Raw genomic sequence first — 20,327 nt, 5'->3', positions numbered from 1 at the left:
TTAATAGTGCCTTACATTATCTGTTGCTTGAATACGTGTAATAATCGGCTTTGCCGCTTCGCTGGTAAAAAATTGATATGTAGAAGCCGGCACCATCTGTTTCATCGTAGTGAAATCACCGTTTTTAATCAACTCTCGAACAGCAGAAGCACTAATGATCTGTTCGTTCACCTCTTTGCGAGGCACGATAACGCATTCGATACCTTGTTCTGGTAATTTGTCTTGCATAATTTGGTTATAAATATTGGTTACTCGGCTAAAAGGCTCATCGCCAACGTAACGACGTTGAATGCCTAACGCATTGGCAATACGCGTAAAAATTTGCAGATCGAGCATCGCATTACTTTCGATAACTGCATTATCGTTTTCTTGGAAGTAACTCGGGAAGGTTGCCGAACTAATAATATAAGAACCGCTTTCATGACAAATCACATTGTTTAAATGTGCTACGCCCTGTTTTACCAATTGTTTTCGAACTGCAAACGGAACCAAACTTTTATCCTCAGACACCATAAAAAGATGTACCAGATCATTTTCGCTTGCGGCTTTTTCCACCAAATAGAGATGCCCCAAAGTAAACGGATTGGCATTCATTACGATCGCAGCTACCCGTTGATTTGCGAGAGGAGTCGGACTACAAGCGGTCAAATTTGCTAAATAATTTGCAAATCCGGTGCGCTGATTTTCCATAAAGGATATTTTCCCTTCTATACGGGCAATTTCGTGAAAGCCTAAATTGGCAAAAAATTGGCTGGTTGAGGTTTTGGTATAAAGAAAAATATGTGAATTACCTCGCTCAAATTGTTCATTAATTAAATGCGTAACAATTTGATTCATTAAGCCTTCACCTTGATGTTGATGAGACACCGCTAAGCAGCGTAACGTATTGGAAAAGCAACTACCGGTTGCAATCACTTCATCATCCTTGTTATACATCGCACAGGTGTAATCAAGATTATTATCTCTACGAATGCCTTCTTGTTCGAGCAGCCGATCAATTGCCTGATAAGTGGTTTTATCGGAAGCAAATACTTTGCCAATACTATATTCAGACATGATTTTCTCCTTGCACTAGTTTCACCTCAAATTTTTTCGGCACGATCAAAATTGCCGGCACCACGATAATCGCCATCAACCAGAAGACAAAGTTTGGTATATCTTGGTATAGCATGCCTGATATAAAGGTAAAAATCGCCGTAAAGCCACAATTCGATAATGCAAAATATAAGCCCTGCAATTTGGTGATTTTTTCCGGATTTTGGGCGGAAATATAACGAATCATCGCATAGTGAGCCATACCGAATGTGATGGCATGAAATGTTTGTGAGAGCGCCAACAGACTAATTTCAGTAGTTGAAGCTAAAATTGACCAGCGAATAATTGCGATAACACTTGCAATTATCATTAAGTGCGAAATACGCCACGATTTAAATAAGCGGTTGGAAAATAAGAAAAATAAAATTTCGGCACATACCGCAAAGCCCCATAACAAGCTGCTGGTTTGGGTGGAGATACCAGCCGCTGACCAGTGAATCGTACTATAAGTATAGTAAGCGGCGTGTGAGCCAAGAATTAACGACACGGCAAGCATCATCCGTAGCGTAGTCGGTTCTTTGAGAATCTGCCAATAGCTGAGGTTTGATGAAGATTTCTTATCTTGCTGGTTTTCAAAGCTAACCTTAGGTGTAAGTAATTGCCCACAACCTAATAAGATAAAGAAACCGAACATAATCCAAATAATTGAACTTTCGCCCAGCCAGCCGGTTAAATAGCCTGTGCTTAATGAGCCGACTACAAAGGCAATCGAGCCGAATAAGCGAGCTTTGCCGTAATCAATGCCGACTTGTTGTTGCCAAAGCGAAGCGATACTGTCACCGATAGGCATCGCACCGGCGTTAAAAATATGGAACAGCATTAGCGTAGGGAATAGTAACCAAATAGAATCTACCGACCACGCAATGAGAATAATCGCAAGCAGATTTAATAACGTGAGTACACGTGCGGTTGGAATTAATTGATTGGGCGATTTAACCTGTTGTGACGACAACATTCCGCCACCAAAACGGAATAGATAACCGAATGATGCAAGTAAGCCGATCATTTCGGTACTGTAGCCATGCTGTTTTAGCCAAACAGGTAAAAAGGGGAGCAGTACACCGTAAGCGCAAAAGAAACCAAAGAAGTTAAATGCCGCCCACTGGAATGGGGTTGGTTTTATCATAGTTGTTGCTCCATTTCTTCTGCACGGTGAATGGCTGCCCACATCGCTTGATCAACTGTTTTTACTAATGCTTGTTGTTCAAATATCGCTAAGGCTTGTGCCGTCGTACCGCCTTTTGATGTAACGTTCTCTCGTAGTGTGGCAAGTGAAGTATTCGGATTCGCTTCGACTAATTTTGCTGCGCCTAATGCCGCTTGTTGCACCAGTAAACGTGCATCAGCTTCGCTAAATCCCATTTGCATTGCACTTTGTTGCATTGCTTCCATAAAACGGAAGAAATACGCCGGGCTGGAACCAGTTACCGCAATAATATGATTGATTTGTTGTTCTTGTTCGACCCAATAGCATTTTCCGACCGCAGACATTAAGCTCTCTGCAAATTGACAAGCGGTCGAATTTACTGATTTTTTTGCAAATAACCCAGTCATTCCCTCACCGATTAGCGAGGGCGTATTTGGCATGGTGCGGATAATATTTTTTGCTGTTGGTAAAAGCTGTTCTAAACGAGCTACTGAAATCCCTGCTGCGACAGAAATCACGGTTTTATTCGAAAAATCCACGCTGGAAAATTCACTACAAACTTCCGCCATCATTTGCGGTTTGACCGCTAACACAACAACTTCCGCCTGTTCAACCGCTTCACGATTGGTAAAATTTGTCACAATTCCGACCGCTTGTAATTCTGCTCGGCGAGCTAAATTACTTTTGTTGCAAGCGATAATTTGCGAGGCAGGATAATGGCTTTTGAGTAAGCCTTGAATGATGGCGTATGCCATATTGCCGGTGCCGATAAAGCTTAGAAGTGGGTAGTGTTTCATGATTATTTCCAGCTAACGTTAAATAAATTTTATCTGTTTTTTGTCACTTTCTTTGCTTCGCCAAAGAAAGTAACCAAAGAAAGGCGCCCCCAGATTTTCCTTCTTCCTACGCTTATTGCTAACTTTTGAGGCGAACTTTTCAAACTCGTTTGCAAGCAAACTCAAACACGAAAAGTTGCCTTCAAAAGTTTACGCAACCGCTTCGGCGGAAAATAGGGGGATAAATCGTTTCTCTATCCCAAGCTGCCCCTCTTTAGAAAAGAGGGAGGAGAGATTTGATTAGAGCCCAAAAGAGAAATCTGTTAAAATTTTGCCCATTCTAACACCCTAAAAGGATCATAAAAATGTTCTGGTTCAAAAATGTAATGATTTATCGCCTGACTTCGCCGCTTTCGTTGGAAAGTCATTCACTGGAAGAGCAACTGCAACAAACCAAATTTACCCCTTGTTCACAAAGCGATATGAGTAAATTCGGCTGGTCGAGTCCACTTTCCGGTTCGGAATTATTACATTTTTCGCAAGGTAAACAGTTTCTATTAGTTTCACATAAAGAAGATAAGCTATTACCGGCGAATGTGGTTAAAAAAGAAACGGAAGAACGTATCGCCGTTTTAGAAGAAAAAGAAGCTCGTAAGCTCAAGAAAACCGAAAAACAAGCGATCAAAGATGATGTGGTGGCAATGTTGTTGCCTCGAGCATTTAGTAAACATCAATTCACCGCAATTTGGTTGGATTTAGATGCACAGCTAGTTTATGTCGATGCAGGTTCAAGTAAACGAGCGGAAGACACGCTCGCATTATTGCGTAAAACCTTAGGATCATTACCTGTTGTACCGATTTCTTTTGCTTTATTACCAAGTGAAGTAATGACGAACTGGATTGCCAAAGGACATACACCGAATTGGTTAAATTTATTAGAAGAAGCAGAATTGAAATCGTTTGATACAGACAGCGTGATCCGTTGCAAACGTCAAGATCTGGAAAGCGAGGAGATCGCTCAACACTTACAAGCGGGTAAATTTGTCACAAAACTTGCAATTGATTGGGAGAATCATTTTGCGTGCGTATTGAATGAAGATGCAACCCTTTCCCGTGTGAAATTTGCTGATGAAGTGCGTGAAAAGAATGACGATATTTTAAAGGAAGATATTGCTCAGCGTTTTGATGCAGATTTCTTGTTAATGACCGAAGAACTTAAATTATTTACCCAAAAAATGATTGAAGAATTTGGTGGCATTAAAGAACGAATTTAGGAGAAAGCGATGTTAGTCAGTACAGAAATTTTGGACCAGTATCAGGCTCTCATTTTTGATATGGATGGCACTATTATTGATACGATGCCAAGCCATGCGAAGGCGTGGGAGATTACCGGCGAACATTTCGGCTATCAAGTGGATAGCTCGGTAATGTATGAATTGGGTGGGGCAACCACTTACACCATTGGGCGTGAAATTATGCAGCGTGCGAATATGCCAATGGAGCTGTTGGAAGAAGTGGTACAGATGAAACGTAAAATTGCGATGGATCTCACTTACGAACATTCCTCGTTGCTACCGGCATTTGAGATTATCCAACACTATTCGGGCAAAAAGCCGTTAGCGGTCGGTACAGGCGCTCACCGTGTGCAGGCGTATAAATTACTCGATAAATTTAACCTACGCCCGTATTTCAACACGATTGTCGATGCGGATGATGTGAAACAACATAAACCATCACCAGAAACCTTTTTATTATGTGCTGAGCGTTTAGGCGTAGAGCCGAAACACTGCCTTGTATTTGAAGACGCTGATCTTGGTATCCAAGCCGCCCTTGCCGGCGGAATGGATGTGTTTGATGTGAGAACCAATCAGATTACAAAGGCAAGATAATTTCTTATCAAATCTCCCCTAATCCCTCTTTGCTAAAGAGGGGGAATTGTATAAGTATCTCGTTTGTCTTATTTCCTCTTAAGCGGTGTTAAGCTTTAAAAAGAAAAGGCACGAGTGAGGACACTAGCGCCAGCATTTCAGTTTTATTTAGTCTTTTGATATTTGTTCGACTTTTCAATATAAAACACTCTCTCCCCTTGAGGGAGAGAGACAGTAAAAATTGCGTCAGGCAATTTTTGCAGAGAGAGGGGACTAAGCCGCTTCCCTATGGTAAAAACGCAAGCTGTGTTCTTTTTGGCGGGCGGAGCTGAAGGCGGATACTCGTTTTAAGTAGCCGATCACGCGTGTGCCGTAGTCGATATTTTGTGAACCGCATTTTGAGCAGCTGCATAAGGTGCGTTTATCAATATGTGCACATTCGTTACAAATGGTGATTTTCACATTAATACAGAAATAGTTACAACCTGTTTTAGCCGCAATATCAAGTAACGAGCGGTAGCCAGTTTGGGTTAATGCTTCGTCTAGGTTGAGGTGTAAGGCCGAACCACCATCTAACCATTCAATCAGTTCTTTTCCGTGCAGTAAGAATTTATCCAAAGCATTGGTGTTTTCGTTTTCCACCACATAGAAATAAGAGTTGTAGCAGTCACGAGGCACAAAATAGCCGTCCTCTTTATCCCATTTGGCATTTTTCACACCGAGATTTTCCGCTGGTACAAATTCGGTATTGAACTTCACACCATATTTTTTGGAAGCGGTCTGATTTGCTTCAAAAATTACTTTTAAACGGCTTTGTACAAACTGCATATAATCAGGATTATAACCAACGGTTAAGCCTTGTGATTCAGCAGCTTCCGCCATTCCGTTAATGCCGATCGTGAGGAATTGCTTATCTAAAGAAATAAATCCCGCATCATAGACAGGGAGCATTCCCGCTGCTAAATATTCTTCCATTAATTTACGATAAGCGTATTGATATTTATGAATTTTGCCAACTTCTTCTTCTAAATTACGCCCATCTTGCACTAAACGGTTCATATTGATGGTAATGACGTTGATCGAACCAGTCGCCACGCCGCCGGCACCCAATGAATAAGAGAATGTGTGATCCGAGATTTCATTACGTAAACGGCAACAAGAAGCGAGTGAATCTGGGTTATCCGATTGATAAATAAAGAATGAATTACCTTGCGAAAGCTCTTCTGCCATTTGATCGGCGAATTGATTATCTTTACATTTACCATTTTCGGTCAGCATTGCGGCTGTTACCACAGGGAAAGTTAAAATCGCTTTAGTGCGTTCTTGGTTAAACCATTTCATAAAGAAAATTTGTAGTGCGGCAGTCGTTTCCCAATTCGGGCGTTCAAAATCAGGGAACACAAAATTACCGAACATCGCTTCAAAGTAGTGTTTGTCATAAAGTGAAATATTCCAAAACACGCTTTGGTAACCACGAGCGGCAGCCGGTTGATTAATACTATAAACTACTTGTTGTAGATGATTTTCGATTTCACTACGGTGGGTTTCAAGATAATTATCACCAAAATCTTTACGTGCGAAATAGTCAAAATACATGAGAAACTCAACGGTAGCAACCGCTCCGGCAAATTGTGAGCTGACCGCAAACACGAAATTCACAAACGAACCACAAAATGAAGCAAGATGTTTTGGAGCTTTAGATTCGCCACCTAATTTGGTGAGTCCGTCACGTAAGAAAGGGTACATTGTTACTGAGACACAATATGGCTTGAGGCTAGTTTCATCGTGTACGTAGATTTCGTGTGATTCAATTTGACGTAGGTATTCGCCCGCAAGTTCTTCATCAAATAATTCGGCAATTTTGTTGCTTACTTTTGCTCGGTTAATTTGCACAAAGAAGTCTTTCATCATTTCATTTTCCATGGTGGCAATGTTTTTTTGGGTCACATTGGCATTCGCATCCATTTTGGAACCGTCCGCCGCATTTTTTGCGTGCAGATAATGATCAATAAAGCCTAATTTGCCTTCAAGTTGATTAGGTTGTAAGCGAATCATATGATTAAACTCCCTTGCTAAATAAGTGATTTAGATTTTCGCCGGTGCGTAAATCGATAAATCGTTGATTGGTGGTAAGACTATTTAGACCGCCTCTTTCTGCTATCCAACGCCCAGTTTTTAGGTAGGTTAATTGCGAAAGCAACTCTGCAGAAAGCTCATTTCGTTCAAGCCCAGTATAAAGGCAAGTCTGTAGCCCTCTTTGTTTGCAGTAACTCAGTAGCGGAATAAGTTGTTCGGGTAGCCATTCGCCACCCATAAAAAGTACGCAGCTGATTAAGCCTTGGTATTTATTTAATTGCTCGATGAGGTAATTTTTTGTCAAAATTTGACCGCTTCCAACCTTCCAGCTTTCTGTACTATGGCAGCCTTTACAGCCTAACGGGCAGCCGGTAATTAAGAAGGCGAGTGAGGTTTCGTGCGGCACTTCTTGCCAAACAATTTGTTCTGAGCAGAATCTGAGGTTTTTCATTTGTTATAAAATTGTTACTATATATTGTGTTATTTCTTGTTGCTAGCACAATATGTTGTGCATTGTAGTTATTTTTTTTGAAAATAAAATCAAAAAATTTGCAGGGGAGGGGTTGCAATTTGCTAAGTGACGGAAAAATAAAGCGGATAACAGATTGTAAATTTTTGTGATAAAAAAGGCTGCCTGAAGATCAGACAGCCTTATTAAAATGAGAATGATTTAGCGCTCTTGCATTGCTTGCTTCATACGCGTAATCGGTTTGATCAGATATTGGAAAATTGTTTTTTCTCCGGTTCGGATATCAACTGTAGCGGTCATACCCGGCGTAATCTCAAGCGGATTGCCATTTTTGTCGAAAATTTTACTTTCGTTGGTTTCGACTAAAATACGGTAGTAAGACTCATCCGGATTTAATTTTAACGTACTCTGAGTTCGATCATCTTGCAAGGTATCTGGGCTGATAAGCGTCACTTTTCCCTCAAGTCCGCCATAAATTGCATAGTCATAGGCACTGATTTTAACTAGAGCAGGTTGTCCGCTTCGAATAAATGCGACATCTTTAGGGCTAATATAGGCCTGTACTAACAATTTTTCATCCAACGGTACAATTTCCAGAATATCTTGTCCGGCTTGAACCACACCGCCAACTGTATTGATTTTGATATTTTTCACAATACCACGTAGCGGAGCTTTGATTTGCGAACGTTCAACCGGATCTGCATACATCGCCAGCGTTTCTTTCGCTTGTGCTAATTCAGATTCTGTTCGAACTAATTCCTCATTCGCTTCAGCAGCATAACGATTTTTACGCTCTGCAATTTGTTGTGCTAAATCGGCCGATTGACGCTTAGTCCGCAGTAATTCAACTTCGGACATTACACCTCTTTTTACCATTGGCGAGGTGAGTGCAATTTCACGATCCAATAGTGCTTTACTGTGTGTTAAACCTTTCACCGCATCACTCATAGCTCGTAAACGAGCTTGATAAGCGGCTTTCTCGCGCGCTTGAATATCACGAGGAATATCAGCGCTAAATTTAAGCGGCATACCATAAGCTTCAGCTTGTAAACGAGTTGAAACAGCTTGTAGATTAAGCACTTTCGCTTTAGTTTCTCGCAACATTGCAGAACTACGGGTATCGTCCAAAGTTAGTAAAATTTGATCTTTTTCGACAATATCACCTTCTTTTACTTTCATTTCGCGAATAATGCCGGGATCAAGACTCTGTACTATTTGTTCACGACTGGTCGGGATAACACTCCCTTGCCCGCGAGTGACTTCTTCCAATGGACTATTATATGCCCAAATTACGAAGACCACGAGAAAAGCGAAGAACAAGATAATCACAGCAAATATGCCACGATGTTTTTCGGTCTGCATCGCAGCATTCAGATCGTTAATTAAAGCAAGATCTGCTTGACTAATTTTTTCTTGGTTGCTCATTATTTTCACTTCCTTGAGATTGTGTTGCTACAGGTTCTGCTTGTTTAGTACTAGCGGTCGAATTTTGTTGTTTTTTTGCTTGTTCATTCTCACGCAATTTTGCTAACACGGTATCACGAGGACCATCTAATACGATTTTGCCATTTTCTACCACGATTACTCGCTCAACAATTCGTAATACTTGCGGACGATGCGTAACTACCAGCATCGTACGATTTTTCGTCCAATTCGCTAAAGCGTTTAACACCATCATTTCCGAGCCTTGGTCAAGATCGCTGGTCGGTTCATCAAGCAAAACTACTTTTGGATCTTTTAAAGTTAAGCGTGCTAAGGCTACTAATTGTTTTTGACCGCCGGATAAGCCTTGTCCATTTTCACCTAAAGGCATATCCAAACCGCGAGGATGCTGCTGGATAATGCGATCTAAGCCGAAACGACGTAGCGCTAGTAATAGCTCTTGGTCACTGGCGAAATTGTCAGTACGTGCTAAATCTAAGTTTTCACGTAATGAACCTAAAAATAAGCGAGGCGACTGGCTAAACAGTGCTATTTGGTTACGTAAGAAGTTTGGATCAATTTGGCGTAAATCTACATTATCTAATGTAACGTTACCTTTGCTTGGTTCGTATAAACCTGAAGCCAATTTAAGTAGTGTTGTTTTGCCGCTTCCGATTCTGCCTAAAATACCGATTTTCTCACCTGGTTTTATCTGTAAATTCAACCCTGAAACAATATCGTTACCTTGCTCCGAATATTGGAAATGTGCTTGGTTAAATTGAATATGTCCCTGTACCGATGACAGCGTAATATATTTACGTTCCGGATCTCGCTCGGTCGGGCGCTCAATAATACTATCCAAACCTTTTAATGCTAGACGAGCTTGTTGGAAACGCGTTGCCAGTCCGGCAATTTGTGATAATGGTGCCAATGCCCGACCAGAAAGAATCACGGAAGCAATCAATGCACCCATCGTAATACGAGAGGCTTCATTTTCCGCATGGATAAGGTAAGTCCCGACGACAACTAAGAAAACTGTATTCAGTTGCTGCATTGCCGTTGAAAAATTTACGACAAAATTACTTAAATCTTTGACCTTAATTTGTGTTGCGGCCGTTTTTGCCGTATAAGAATCCCAACGTTGCTGAGCCCAATTTGCCGCATTATTGGTTTTTAAGGTTTCAATACCGTCAATCACTTCCACAACTAAACCTTGTCGTTGCGAGCTTTCGCGCATGGTTTTATTAATGTTTTCAGCAATTTTCGGTTGTACCGCAAAGCCGACAATCATCACAATTGGGATAATGATCAATGGCACGAGCGCTAAGGAACCACCCACCAAGAAAATCACAAAAATAAATAACAATACGAAAGGCAAGTCAACTAATACCAGTAAACTTGCGCTAGTCATAAATTCTCGAACGGATTCGAATTCACGTAAGTTGTTGGCATAAGAACCGGAAGATGCCGGTTTATCGACTAAACGTAGCCCCATAACCCGTCTGAAAATAGCTGAACTTATCAGTAAGTCGGCTTTTTTGCCGGCGATGTCAGTGAGATGTGCTCGAATTAATTTAGCCGCTAGTTCAAAGCTAATCGCAAGTACTACGCCGATACTTAATGCCCAAAGGGTTTCATACGTTTTATTTGGAATTACTCGGTCATAAACGTTCATCACATAAAGTGAGCTGACTAAGGCTAAGAAATTGATGATAAACGTTGCTAAGATCACTTGATAATAATAAGAACGGAAACGCCAAACTACCTTCCAGAACCAAGCTTTTGGCATATGGTATTCCGGCAATTCGGAACGTTGATCTTTGCCTGTTTGAGGCTTAATAAACCAACAATATCCTAAATAATTCTGAGCAAGTGAATCGGCAGATACACTATGTGTGATGCCATTTTGATACAGATGATAAATTCTGTCCTTACCTGCACCTTCAATTTTTGTGACAATCGCCGCTTCTTCATTTTGTAAGACCAGCAATACTGGGGTTGAAAGCGAAGGAATATCTTTTAAGTCACGATGAGAAATTTGGTTTTCAAATCCATGTGAACGTAAAACTTCTACTAAGGACTGAAAATTTACATTGAGGTTTTGTTCTCGTATCACTTGCGCGGAAAGCGCCTCTTTAGCAACCGGCGAACCGTGTAATTGAGTGATATGAGCTAAGTGGTCGATAATCGCTTTCAATTTATTTACCTTTTTCTTCCGTTAAGTTCAGAGTGCTAAAACCAGCCCAACTTGCTACTTTGGCTTGAGAAACCAAATAGAGTAAAGCAGCATCTCGATAATCATTGCGTGCTGCAACTTCTTCCGCTTGTACACTGGTTAATTCTTGGTATGCATCCAGCAAATTAAGTAATGATTTTGTCGCAATATCAAATTGTAGTTCGGTATCATCGACAACTTTTCGTTGTAATTTAATTTGACGTTGTGTTGTTTTCGCCAGTTTTTGTGAGCGGAACATTTCTAATTCTGCCGTACGAGCTTTTTCCGTCACATCTAATTGAATTTCACGTAATTTTGCTTCAGCCGCTGCTTTAGTGTATTGGCTTTTTTCCACTTCATATTTACTTGCTTGGTTATAAATATCCCAAGATACACCAACATAAACTTCTCGCTCATGGCGACTTGCAGACCCTTCTAAGTTAATGGATGGCATTCGGCGAGCTTCAGCTGCTTTTGCTGCCGACTCACTACTTTTCACTTCTTTTTGTTGTGCTAAAAAGGTTGGGTTAGCTGAGAGATCATTATTTTGGTAGCGTTTTAGAAAAGCATGCGTATCCTGTGAAGAAAAAGGATCTTGTAATGAATGTTCATCGAGGTTTTTCTTAGTATAGCGAGCTAATTGACTCAAGCTGGTAGAAAGTACTCGTTCTTGGCGTGCAATATTGGATTCAACTTGATTCAGACGAGAGAGTGCTTCGGTTAATTCAAAGGCTCGACCATTATCGTAAGAAACGATCACTTTTAAGTCTTCTACTAATTTTGTATGGCGGTCGAAACTTTCTTGATAGATCGCAATGTTTTCTTTCGCTCTTAATGCGCTTAGATAAAGCTGGCCGATTCGTTGCCCTATTAATTCTCGGGTTTCATAAAATTTATGTTGATAATAATCCGTTCTATATTTATCGCGATCGATTTCTGCTTCAATTGCGCCCCAAGCATAGAGATTTACACGTCCATTTAAACTTGGCTCTGAACGGCGTTTGCCCTGGTAAGTATGCTTTTGAGCAATAACACCATTTTGGCTTAAAGAAATAACGGGTTGATGTCCTGCCTCTGAAATCTTAGTTTGGCTCTCTGCAATACGAATTTGCGCGCGAGCTTCTTCTAAACTGGGATCTTCAGCTAAAGCATATTGTAAAATTTGTTTTAAACTTTCAGCCTGAGAGAGTGATGGGGTGAATAAAAATAATCCAACACTTAATAAAGTATAATAAGATTTTTTCATGGAGAAATATTCAGCAGAAATAAAATGGGTAGCAAATATTCTAGCACGCATTAGACTGAAAATAAGGAAATATGTTCTAAAAAAATGCGTAAAAAAATTCATAAAAATCATACAGTAATGCAAGCAAAACTAATAAAGATCAAGATAGTGAATATTTTTTATTGTTAGAAATAGCAAAAGACAGGATAATAACCGGAATTTTTAGCTTGATGTATTACAAGCGGTTAAAATTTTGCTGTTTTTTGCAAAATTTGGCGTAAAATTAACCGCTTGTTTTGTAATGAATTGAACCTTTCTTTTGTGGATTCTATGCTCGATTATATATTGTTAGTTATCAGTACTGCTTTAATAAACAACTTTGTCCTAGTGAAATTCCTAGGACTTTGTCCATTTATGGGCGTGTCGAAAAAAGTAGAAACTGCGATTGGTATGGGAATGGCGACAACTTTTGTGTTGACGGTGGCATCGTTATCAGCTTATTTGGTCGAGACATTTATCTTAGCTCCACTTGAAGCACAGTTTTTACGTACTTTAGTTTTTATTTTAGTGATTGCTGTGATAGTGCAATTAACAGAAATGATCGTTCATAAAACCAGCCCGATTCTCTATCGTTTACTTGGGATCTATTTACCTCTGATTACCACTAACTGTGCGGTACTGGGGGTGGCATTATTAAATGTAAATTTAGCAAATAATTTAGTGGAATCGGTTTTATATGGTTTCGGGGCGGCAGCTGGATTTTCGTTAGTGTTAGTGCTTTTCGCAGCATTGCGTGAGCGCCTTGTGGCGGCGGATGTGCCGCGTCCCTTCCAAGGCGCTTCAATTGCTTTAATCACTGCTGGATTAATGTCTCTTGCCTTTATGGGCTTTACAGGATTGGTGAAAATCTAATGTTAGACTTACCAATTATCACCTACATCTTAATTGCTATTGCCGTGATTGCTTTAATTTTTGGGGCGGTATTAGGCTATTCGTCAATTAAACTCAAAGTGGAAGCAGATCCGATTGTCGACCAAATTGACGCATTGTTGCCTCAGAGCCAATGCGGTCAATGCGGCTACCCCGGCTGTAAACCGTATGCGGAAGCTATCGCTAATGGAGATCAAATCACTAAATGTGTACCCGGCGGTCAGCCGTTGGTGGTGAAAATCGCAGATCTGATGGGCGTAGAAGTACTGGCAATGGACGGCGTGGAAGAGCCGGAAGTGAAAGTGGCATTTGTGCATGAAGATATGTGTATCGGCTGTACCAAGTGTATCCAAGCTTGTCCGGTGGATGCGATTATCGGCACAAATAAAGCAATGCACACCATTATTGCGGATTTATGTACCGGTTGCGAATTATGCGTAGCGCCTTGCCCGACCAATTGTATTGAAATGATTAAAGTGAAGCCGACCGCTCGTTCTTGGAATTGGCAATTTGATGAAAATCTGATTATCCCTATCGTAAATACTACGGAGTTACAGAAAAAAATGATTATCGGAACTGAAAAAGGAGAAAAAAATGTCTAATCCTAATTTAGTTCTTGAACGCATTCGTCAAACTAAACAAACTGGTAAATTGTGGGCGTATCCGGGCGGTATTCACCCGATGGAAAACAAAAAGCAATCGAATCAAAAGCCGATTCGCAGCTTACATTTACCTAGGTTTTTCTATGTCCCTGTAGTTCAACATTCGGGCTGGGCTGGCGAATTAATCGTCAATGTTGGCGATAAAGTTTTAAAAGGTCAGGCGCTGACTAAAGGTGATAATTTTCGTCAATTGCCGGTACATAGCCCGACATCCGGTACGATACTCGGTATTGAACCACACGTGTCCGCACATCCGTCAGGATTGCCGGAAGTCACAGTGATTATAGAAACAGACGGCAAAGACGAATGGGTTGAGCGCCAGCCGATTGATGATTTCTTAACACTGACAAGCGATCAAATTATCCAAAAAGTTTACCAATACGGCATTGCCGGATTGGGTGGGGCGGTATTTCCTACTGCATCTAAATTAAGCTTAGCGGATAAGCGTTGTAAATTACTGATTATTAACGGCGCGGAATGTGAACCTTATATCACTTGCGATGACCGCTTGATGCAAGATTACACTGCTGAATTGATCGAAGGTATCCGCATTTTACGCTATGTGTTGCGTCCGGAAGAGGTGGTGTTGGCGATTGAAGATAACAAACCGAAAGCGATTAAAGCGATCCAAAAAGCGCTAAAAGGTTCGGATGATATTCATGTACAACCGATCCCAACCAAATATCCTTCCGGTGCATCGGATCAGTTGGTACAAGTCTTAACCGGTTTAGAAATTCCGCAGGGTAAACGTACTATCGAAATGGGCATTGTGATGCACAATGTCGGTACGGCATTTGCGGTTAAACGTGCGGTAATGGACGATGAACCACTGATTGAACGAGTGGTGACGCTGACCGGCGATAAAATTCGCAACAAAGGTAATGTGTGGGCAAGACTCGGAACGCCGATTCAACATTTATTGGAGCAAGTGGATTATCAAGCGGATAGCCGTTTCCCGGTTTTTTTAGGCGGGCCGATGACCGGTTTTATTCTGCAATCATTACAAGCGCCGATTACCAAAACCGCAAACTGTATTATTGCGCCGGATCATTTTGAATATGCTCCGCCGGAGCCGGAGCGTAGCTGTATTCGTTGCTCAAGTTGTTCAGATGCTTGTCCGGTCGGGTTATTGCCACAACAACTTTATTGGTTTGCTCGTTCGGATGATCACGATAAATCGAAAGAATATCATTTAGACGCTTGTATCGAATGTGGCGTTTGTGCTTATGTCTGCCCGAGCTACATTCCGTTGATTCAATATTTCCGTCAAGAAAAAGCCAAAATAGCGGAAATCGAGGAAAAAGCGAAAAAAGCGGAAGAAGCGAAAATTCGTTTTGAAGCCAGAGAAGCTCGTTTACAAAAAGAAAAAGACGCTCGAACTGCACGTATCGCACAAGCAGCAGATAAACGCCGAGAAGAAATTGCAAATTCTGCCGGAGAAGATCCGGTGGCAGCCGCACTCGCTCGTATCAAAGCGAAAAAAGCGGAAGCACAATTAGCGGAACCGGTTCATGCAAAAGCTGATATAAAAGCCAATGGAGAGCCGGATAATAGCGAATTAATGGCGCAACGCCGAGCAAGACGTTTGGCAAAACAAGCTGAAGTTATAAATGAAGTAAATGACAATCTCTCTATCAATGCTGTGCAGCAAGTAGAAGAGACTGATCCTAAGAAAGCCGCGGTGGCAGCAGCATTAGCGCGTGCAAGAGCGAAGAAAGCAGAGCAACAAGTTGCCCAGCAAGCGCCGGAACAAGCGGTCGAAAATGCTGAAAAAGTTGCAACTGCAACAGAAGTGGAAGACCCACGCAAGGCGGCAGTAGCGGCGGCGTTGGCAAGAGCAAAAGCGAAGAAAGCGGCTCAAATGCCAGAACAAGCGGTTGAAAATACTGAAAAAGTTGCAAGTGCAGCAGAAGTAGACGATCCTCGTAAAGCAGCGGTCGCAGCAGCGCTAGCTAGAGCGAAAGCGAAAAAAGCAGCGCAACAAGGTGCTCAGCAAGTGTCGGAACAAGCGGTTGAAAATACTGAAAAAGTTGCAACCGCAACAGAAGCAGAAGACCCTCGTAAAGCAGCAGTCGCAGCAGCACTAGCTAGAGCGAAAGCGAAGAAAGCAGCGCAACAAGGCGCTCAGCAAGTGTCGGAACAAGCGGTCGAAAATGCTGAAAAAGTTGCAACCGCAACAGAAGCAGAAGACTCTCGTAAAGCTGCGGTTGCGGCAGCGCTAGCTAGAGCGAAAGCGAAAAAAGCAGCGCAACAAGTTGCCCAGCAAGCGCCGGAACAAGCGGTCGAAAATGCTGAAAAAGTTGCAACTGCAGCAGAAGCGGAAGACCCACGCAAGGCGGCGGTTGCAGCAGCAATTGCCAGAGCGAAGGCGAAAAAAATGAGTCAAGGACAATAAAATGACGAGTTTGTTCGACAATTTATTGCCGGCTCAGCCATGGTCATTCTTGTTTATTCAAGATTTAATTGGCACTATCGTGTTTGCCGTATCGGGCGCAATGGCTGCTCGTCAGCATAAAATGGATATTTTTGGAATGTTCATTTTGGCATTTGTGACCGGTGTCGGTGGCGGTACGCTGCGTGATGTGATGATCGGTAGTACCCCGGTTTTCTGGATGAAACAACCTATTTACGTATTGATGATTACCCTTGCGGTTATTATTACTGCCGTTTTTAGGAATAAAATCAGTAAGAAAGAATGGCAAACAGGGCTATTGATTTTTGATGCGATTGGCTTGGGAGTGTTTACTGTAATTGGTGTGCAGAAAGGCTTAGATTTTGGGCTTCACCCGTGTATTGCAATTGCATTAGGCGGTATGACAGGTTGTTTCGGCGGAGTAATTCGAGACATTTTACGTAACGAAGTGCCGATTGTGTTACAAAAAGAAGTCTATGTTACAGCCAGTCTGGTTGGCGGGGTGATTTTTGTGTTGTTTTATTCTGCCGGCGTTGAAGGCCGCTGGGTGGATATCGCTACGGTTAGTACCGTTATTTTGATACGTTTATTAGCAATTCGATTTAATCTACATTTACCGAGAATTTAAGCGGGAAAGGAATTATTTGATGTTTAAAATGGTGAGTTCTCCCCATACCCATTCGTCTAATTTAACGGCGAAATTTATGCTGTGGGTAATGGTAGCTATGTTACCGGCACTAGGCGTGCAGTGGTATTTTTTCGGTTACGGTGTGTTTATTCAAGTGGTTATTGCAATATCACTGGCGGTGGTGATTGAAATCGCACTTGCAAAATTGCGCCGAAAACCGACCGCTTTTTATGTTTCGGATTTAAGCGGTTTGTTGACTGCGTTAATTTTAGCGATGTCGATTCCGCCTTACGCACCTTATTGGATCGTTGTGATTGGTGTGAGCGTTGCCCTATTACTGGCAAAGCATGTATATGGCGGTTTAGGACAGAATTTATTTAACCCTGCAATGGTCGCTTATGCGTTATTATTGGTTTCTTTTCCGGTGCAAATGACCGGTTGGCTGGTGCCGATTGATTTGTTAAATGAACCGCCGACATTAAGCGATGCGATTTCATTAGTTTTTTCCGGGGTAACCAGTGACGGCTTTAGCGTACATCAATTATTGGGCAGCGTGGATGGTATCGCACAAGCAACACCGCTCGATAGTGCCAAAACCAGTATGCAGAAATTAGGTGTAGAAGGTGTATTACAATCCCCGATTTTTAGCGGCATGTTTGCAAATGGTTGGTTGCAAATTAATTTAGCCTTTCTTGCCGGTGGTTTATTGCTAATTTATAAACGCATTATTCACTGGCAAATTCCGGTCGCGATGTTGACAATGTTTGCTTTATTAAGTGGACTAACCGATTTATTGTTACCGCATACACACTTAAATGTCGTTAGTCAGCTTTTCAGCGGTGCAATGATGTTTGGTGCTTTCTTTATTGCAACAGATCCGGTAACCGCTTCGATTACACCTCGAGGCAAATTGATTTTTGGCGGCTTAATCGGTTTATTTGTCTATTTAATTCGTTACTACGGCAATTATCCGGATGCGGTAGCGTTTTCGGTGCTACTGGCAAATATCTGCGTACCGTTAATTGACCATTACACTCAACCAAGATTATATGGAACCGGAAGATAATGAATACCTCAAAAATTACCGTTAAGTATGCGTTATTATTAGGCGTAATTGCGCTTATTTGCACAGCTGTTTCGACCGGTGTTTATTTGCTTACCAAAGGGCGGATTGATGAAGTGACCGCTGCTCAGCAACGCCAATTTTTACAAGAAGTTGTGCCGGCAAACCATTTTGATAATGATTTGCTTGGCTCTTGTAAAATGGTGGATTTACCGAACGCCCCTTATTTAAACCGTATTTATATTGCAAAAAAATCGGAAAATTTGACCGCTTATGCTATTCAAGCAACGGCACCGGACGGTTATTCAGGCAATATTGTTTTGCTGATGGGGGTTCAACCGGACGGCAAAGTGCTAGGAGTAAGAACGTTAGAACATAAAGAAACGCCGGGGTTGGGTGATAAGATTGAAACTCGTGTTTCAGATTGGATTTTGTCCTTTAGCGGCAAGTTATTTAGCCTAGAAAATGAATCATTATGGGCAGTAAAAAAAGACGGCGGTCAGTTTGATCAATTTACCGGTGCGACAATTACTCCCCGTGCAGTGGTGAATAATGTACGCCAAAGTGCGAAATGGATCGTCACAGAATTGGCTAAATCTCCCGAACAATTAGAAACTTTTGCAAGTTGTAAATAAGAAAGAATCGTATGAATACTGAGAATCAAATTCCGGTGACGGAAATCGATACCACAACGCCGGCAGAACCGTCAGTTTGGCGTAATTTGCTTGCCGAAGGTGTGTGGAAAAATAACGGTGCTTTAGTGCAGCTGTTAGGGCTTTGTCCGTTATTGGCGGTATCAAATAATGTTACTAATGCGCTTGGATTAGGGCTTGCAACATTATTAGTGTTGGTTTGTACCAATACCACAGTATCGCTGTTTCGTAAATTTACTCCGCATGATATTCGTATTCCAATTTATGTGATGGTAATTGCCACCGTGGTAACAGCAGTACAATTATTAATGAATGCTTTTGCTTATCCGGTTTATCAATCGCTTGGTATTTTTATTCCGCTGATTGTGACTAACTGTATTGTCATCGGACGAGCGGAGGCTTTTGCGTCTAAAAACGCGGTTTCACATTCTGCCTTTGACGGTTTTGCCATGGGGCTTGGGATGACGTTAAGTCTTGTTGCATTAGGTGCAATGCGTGAACTGATTGGCAACGGCACCTTATTTGATGGCTTGGACTTATTACTGGGCGATTGGGCAAAATCTTTGCGTGTTGATGTGTTACACTTAGATTCCGGCTTATTGCTGGCAATTTTACCTCCTGGGGCTTTTATTGGACTTGGGGTAATTTTGGCAGTAAAGAATTTGATTGATAAGAAATAGAGAACCTAATGACAGAACGAATTACTGCCCGAGATGGGTATGAACATAAATTTTTAACGGAATTTTTGTATCCGAAGTATTGGGGCGTATGGCTTGGTGTCTTCGCACTGGTTGTTCTGGCTTATATTCCTCCTTGTGTACGTGATAAATTGGGCGCATGGATTGGACGTGTTGTTGCAAATTATTTAAAGCGCAAAGGTAAAAAGCAATATCATCGTGCTAATGTGAATCTGCGTTATTGTTTCCCCGAATGGTCGGAACAAAAACGTGCGGAAGTGATTGAGAAAATGTTTGTTACCGTTTCTCAAACAATGCTGGCAATTGGTGAAACGGCATTACGTTCAACCGCTTATTTACAAAAGCGTTGTGAATTTAACGGCTTTGAATATGTGAGAGATGCGCGTGCAAAGGGAAAAAATGTGATTTTGCTTGTGCCGCATACATGGTCAATTGATGCTGCCGGTGTGGCGATGTACACCCACGGATTCCCGATGACCTCAATGTATAATCCGCATCGAAATGCACTTGTCGATTGGCTTTGGAATATTACCCGTGAACGCTTCGGCGGCAAAATGCACACTCGCCAAAACGGCATTAAGAAATTCTTAAATGATGTGCGTAAAGGTGATGTCGGTTATTTCCTTCCGGATGAAGATTATGGTGAAGAGCTTAGCGTTTATGCTGATTTCTTTGCGACGGAAAAAGCAACTTTACCGGGGCTGAATAAAATGGCAAAAGTAGCGAATGCGGTCGTGATCCCGATGTTTCCGATTTACAATGCGGAAAAGGGTGTATATCAAATGGAAATTTTGCCGGCATTAGAATTTTCCGGTGACCCGGTGCAATCTGCTCGAGAAATGAATAAAGTGATTGAGTATTTTGTGACGAAAAATCCGGAGCAATACGTGTGGATTTTACGTTTACTCAAGACCCGCCGAAACGGTGAGGATATTTATAAACGTTAGCCGATTTACTGATTTCGTTTTAGAGACAAACAAGTGGTCA

The 20,327-nt window shown here is 41.7% G+C and carries 18 protein-coding genes; 10 read left to right on the top strand and 8 right to left on the bottom strand.

Annotated features, from left to right (window positions below; all coding sequences use genetic code 11):
* From citC to proC, 3 genes are read right to left on the bottom strand one after another with little or no spacing between them, the layout of a single operon-like run.
* Entirely contained in the window at positions 1-1,056 is a 1,056-nt protein-coding gene (citC, locus tag ASU1_RS06450; protein WP_014991973.1) for a [citrate (pro-3S)-lyase] ligase, read from the bottom strand.
* On the bottom strand, positions 1,049-2,221 hold the full coding sequence (locus ASU1_RS06445) for a 3-phenylpropionate MFS transporter (RefSeq protein ID WP_014991972.1): 1,173 nt from the start codon (positions 2,219-2,221) through the stop codon (positions 1,049-1,051). The genes citC and ASU1_RS06445 overlap by 8 nt, the downstream gene beginning before the upstream one ends.
* Entirely contained in the window at positions 2,218-3,039 is an 822-nt protein-coding gene (gene proC / locus ASU1_RS06440) for a pyrroline-5-carboxylate reductase (protein ID WP_014991971.1), read from the bottom strand. Before proC ends, ASU1_RS06445 begins: the two co-directional genes overlap by 4 nt.
* 344 nt (positions 3,040-3,383) lie before the next feature.
* Here proC and rdgC point away from each other — a divergent pair, with 344 nt between their 5' ends.
* Positions 3,384-4,292 carry a recombination-associated protein RdgC gene (gene rdgC / locus ASU1_RS06435; protein ID WP_014991970.1) on the top strand — a complete coding sequence of 303 codons (909 nt, stop codon included), beginning with the start codon at positions 3,384-3,386 and terminating at the stop codon, positions 4,290-4,292.
* Between the two features lie 9 nt (positions 4,293-4,301).
* Positions 4,302-4,907: a beta-phosphoglucomutase family hydrolase gene (locus tag ASU1_RS06430; RefSeq protein WP_014991969.1), complete on the top strand. Its 606-nt coding sequence runs from the start codon at positions 4,302-4,304 to the stop codon at positions 4,905-4,907.
* 252 nt (positions 4,908-5,159) lie between these two features.
* Here the strand turns inward: ASU1_RS06430 and nrdD are convergent, their stop codons facing one another.
* The 5 genes from nrdD to ASU1_RS06405 all read right to left on the bottom strand — a co-directional run bounded on the left by nrdD (position 5,160) and on the right by ASU1_RS06405 (position 12,314).
* Positions 5,160-6,941: an anaerobic ribonucleoside-triphosphate reductase gene (gene nrdD, locus ASU1_RS06425; RefSeq protein WP_014991968.1), complete on the bottom strand. Its 1,782-nt coding sequence runs from the start codon at positions 6,939-6,941 to the stop codon at positions 5,160-5,162.
* Positions 6,942-6,945: 4 nt separating this feature from the next.
* A complete protein-coding gene (gene nrdG / locus ASU1_RS06420; protein ID WP_014991967.1) occupies positions 6,946-7,413 on the bottom strand; it encodes an anaerobic ribonucleoside-triphosphate reductase activating protein in 468 nt (155 codons plus the stop codon).
* A gap of 219 nt (positions 7,414-7,632) precedes the next feature.
* Positions 7,633-8,856: an HlyD family type I secretion periplasmic adaptor subunit gene (locus tag ASU1_RS06415; protein WP_014991966.1), complete on the bottom strand. Its 1,224-nt coding sequence runs from the start codon at positions 8,854-8,856 to the stop codon at positions 7,633-7,635.
* Positions 8,834-11,050, bottom strand: coding sequence for a type I secretion system permease/ATPase (locus tag ASU1_RS06410; RefSeq protein ID WP_014991965.1), 2,217 nt, complete (start codon positions 11,048-11,050; stop codon positions 8,834-8,836). The genes ASU1_RS06415 and ASU1_RS06410 overlap by 23 nt, the downstream gene beginning before the upstream one ends.
* Before the next feature lies 1 nt (position 11,051).
* Entirely contained in the window at positions 11,052-12,314 is a 1,263-nt protein-coding gene (locus tag ASU1_RS06405) for a TolC family protein (protein ID WP_014991964.1), read from the bottom strand.
* A gap of 309 nt (positions 12,315-12,623) precedes the next feature.
* Here ASU1_RS06405 and rsxA point away from each other — a divergent pair, with 309 nt between their 5' ends.
* The 8 genes from rsxA to lpxM are packed head-to-tail and all read left to right on the top strand — an operon-like array spanning position 12,624 to position 20,287.
* A complete protein-coding gene (gene rsxA / locus ASU1_RS06400) occupies positions 12,624-13,205 on the top strand; it encodes an electron transport complex subunit RsxA (RefSeq protein ID WP_014991963.1) in 582 nt (193 codons plus the stop codon).
* On the top strand, positions 13,205-13,825 hold the full coding sequence (rsxB, locus tag ASU1_RS06395) for an electron transport complex subunit RsxB (RefSeq protein WP_039195254.1): 621 nt from the start codon (positions 13,205-13,207) through the stop codon (positions 13,823-13,825). Before rsxA ends, rsxB begins: the two co-directional genes overlap by 1 nt.
* Positions 13,818-16,280 (top strand): electron transport complex subunit RsxC, encoded by a 2,463-nt coding sequence (gene rsxC / locus ASU1_RS06390; RefSeq protein WP_014991961.1) that lies wholly within the window; start codon positions 13,818-13,820, stop codon positions 16,278-16,280. Before rsxB ends, rsxC begins: the two co-directional genes overlap by 8 nt.
* A gap of 1 nt (position 16,281) precedes the next feature.
* On the top strand, positions 16,282-16,926 hold the full coding sequence (locus ASU1_RS06385) for a trimeric intracellular cation channel family protein (RefSeq protein WP_014991960.1): 645 nt from the start codon (positions 16,282-16,284) through the stop codon (positions 16,924-16,926).
* 19 nt (positions 16,927-16,945) lie between these two features.
* Positions 16,946-17,992: an electron transport complex subunit RsxD gene (gene rsxD, locus ASU1_RS06380; protein ID WP_014991959.1), complete on the top strand. Its 1,047-nt coding sequence runs from the start codon at positions 16,946-16,948 to the stop codon at positions 17,990-17,992.
* Complete coding sequence (rsxG, locus tag ASU1_RS06375) at positions 17,992-18,624, top strand: electron transport complex subunit RsxG (RefSeq protein ID WP_014991958.1); 633 nt, start codon at positions 17,992-17,994, stop codon at positions 18,622-18,624. Before rsxD ends, rsxG begins: the two co-directional genes overlap by 1 nt.
* An 11-nt stretch (positions 18,625-18,635) precedes the next feature.
* Positions 18,636-19,322 carry an electron transport complex subunit E gene (locus ASU1_RS06370; RefSeq protein ID WP_014991957.1) on the top strand — a complete coding sequence of 229 codons (687 nt, stop codon included), beginning with the start codon at positions 18,636-18,638 and terminating at the stop codon, positions 19,320-19,322.
* An 8-nt stretch (positions 19,323-19,330) separates the two neighbouring features.
* Positions 19,331-20,287, top strand: a complete 957-nt coding sequence (gene lpxM, locus ASU1_RS06365; RefSeq protein ID WP_014991956.1) for a lauroyl-Kdo(2)-lipid IV(A) myristoyltransferase — start codon at positions 19,331-19,333, stop codon at positions 20,285-20,287.
* The last annotated feature ends 40 nt before the right edge of the window (positions 20,288-20,327 follow it).

This window comes from Actinobacillus suis ATCC 33415 (genome assembly GCF_000739435.1).
Taxonomy (GTDB): Bacteria; Pseudomonadota; Gammaproteobacteria; order Enterobacterales; family Pasteurellaceae; genus Actinobacillus; species Actinobacillus suis.
This window is presented reverse-complemented; position numbering and strand designations above follow the sequence as displayed.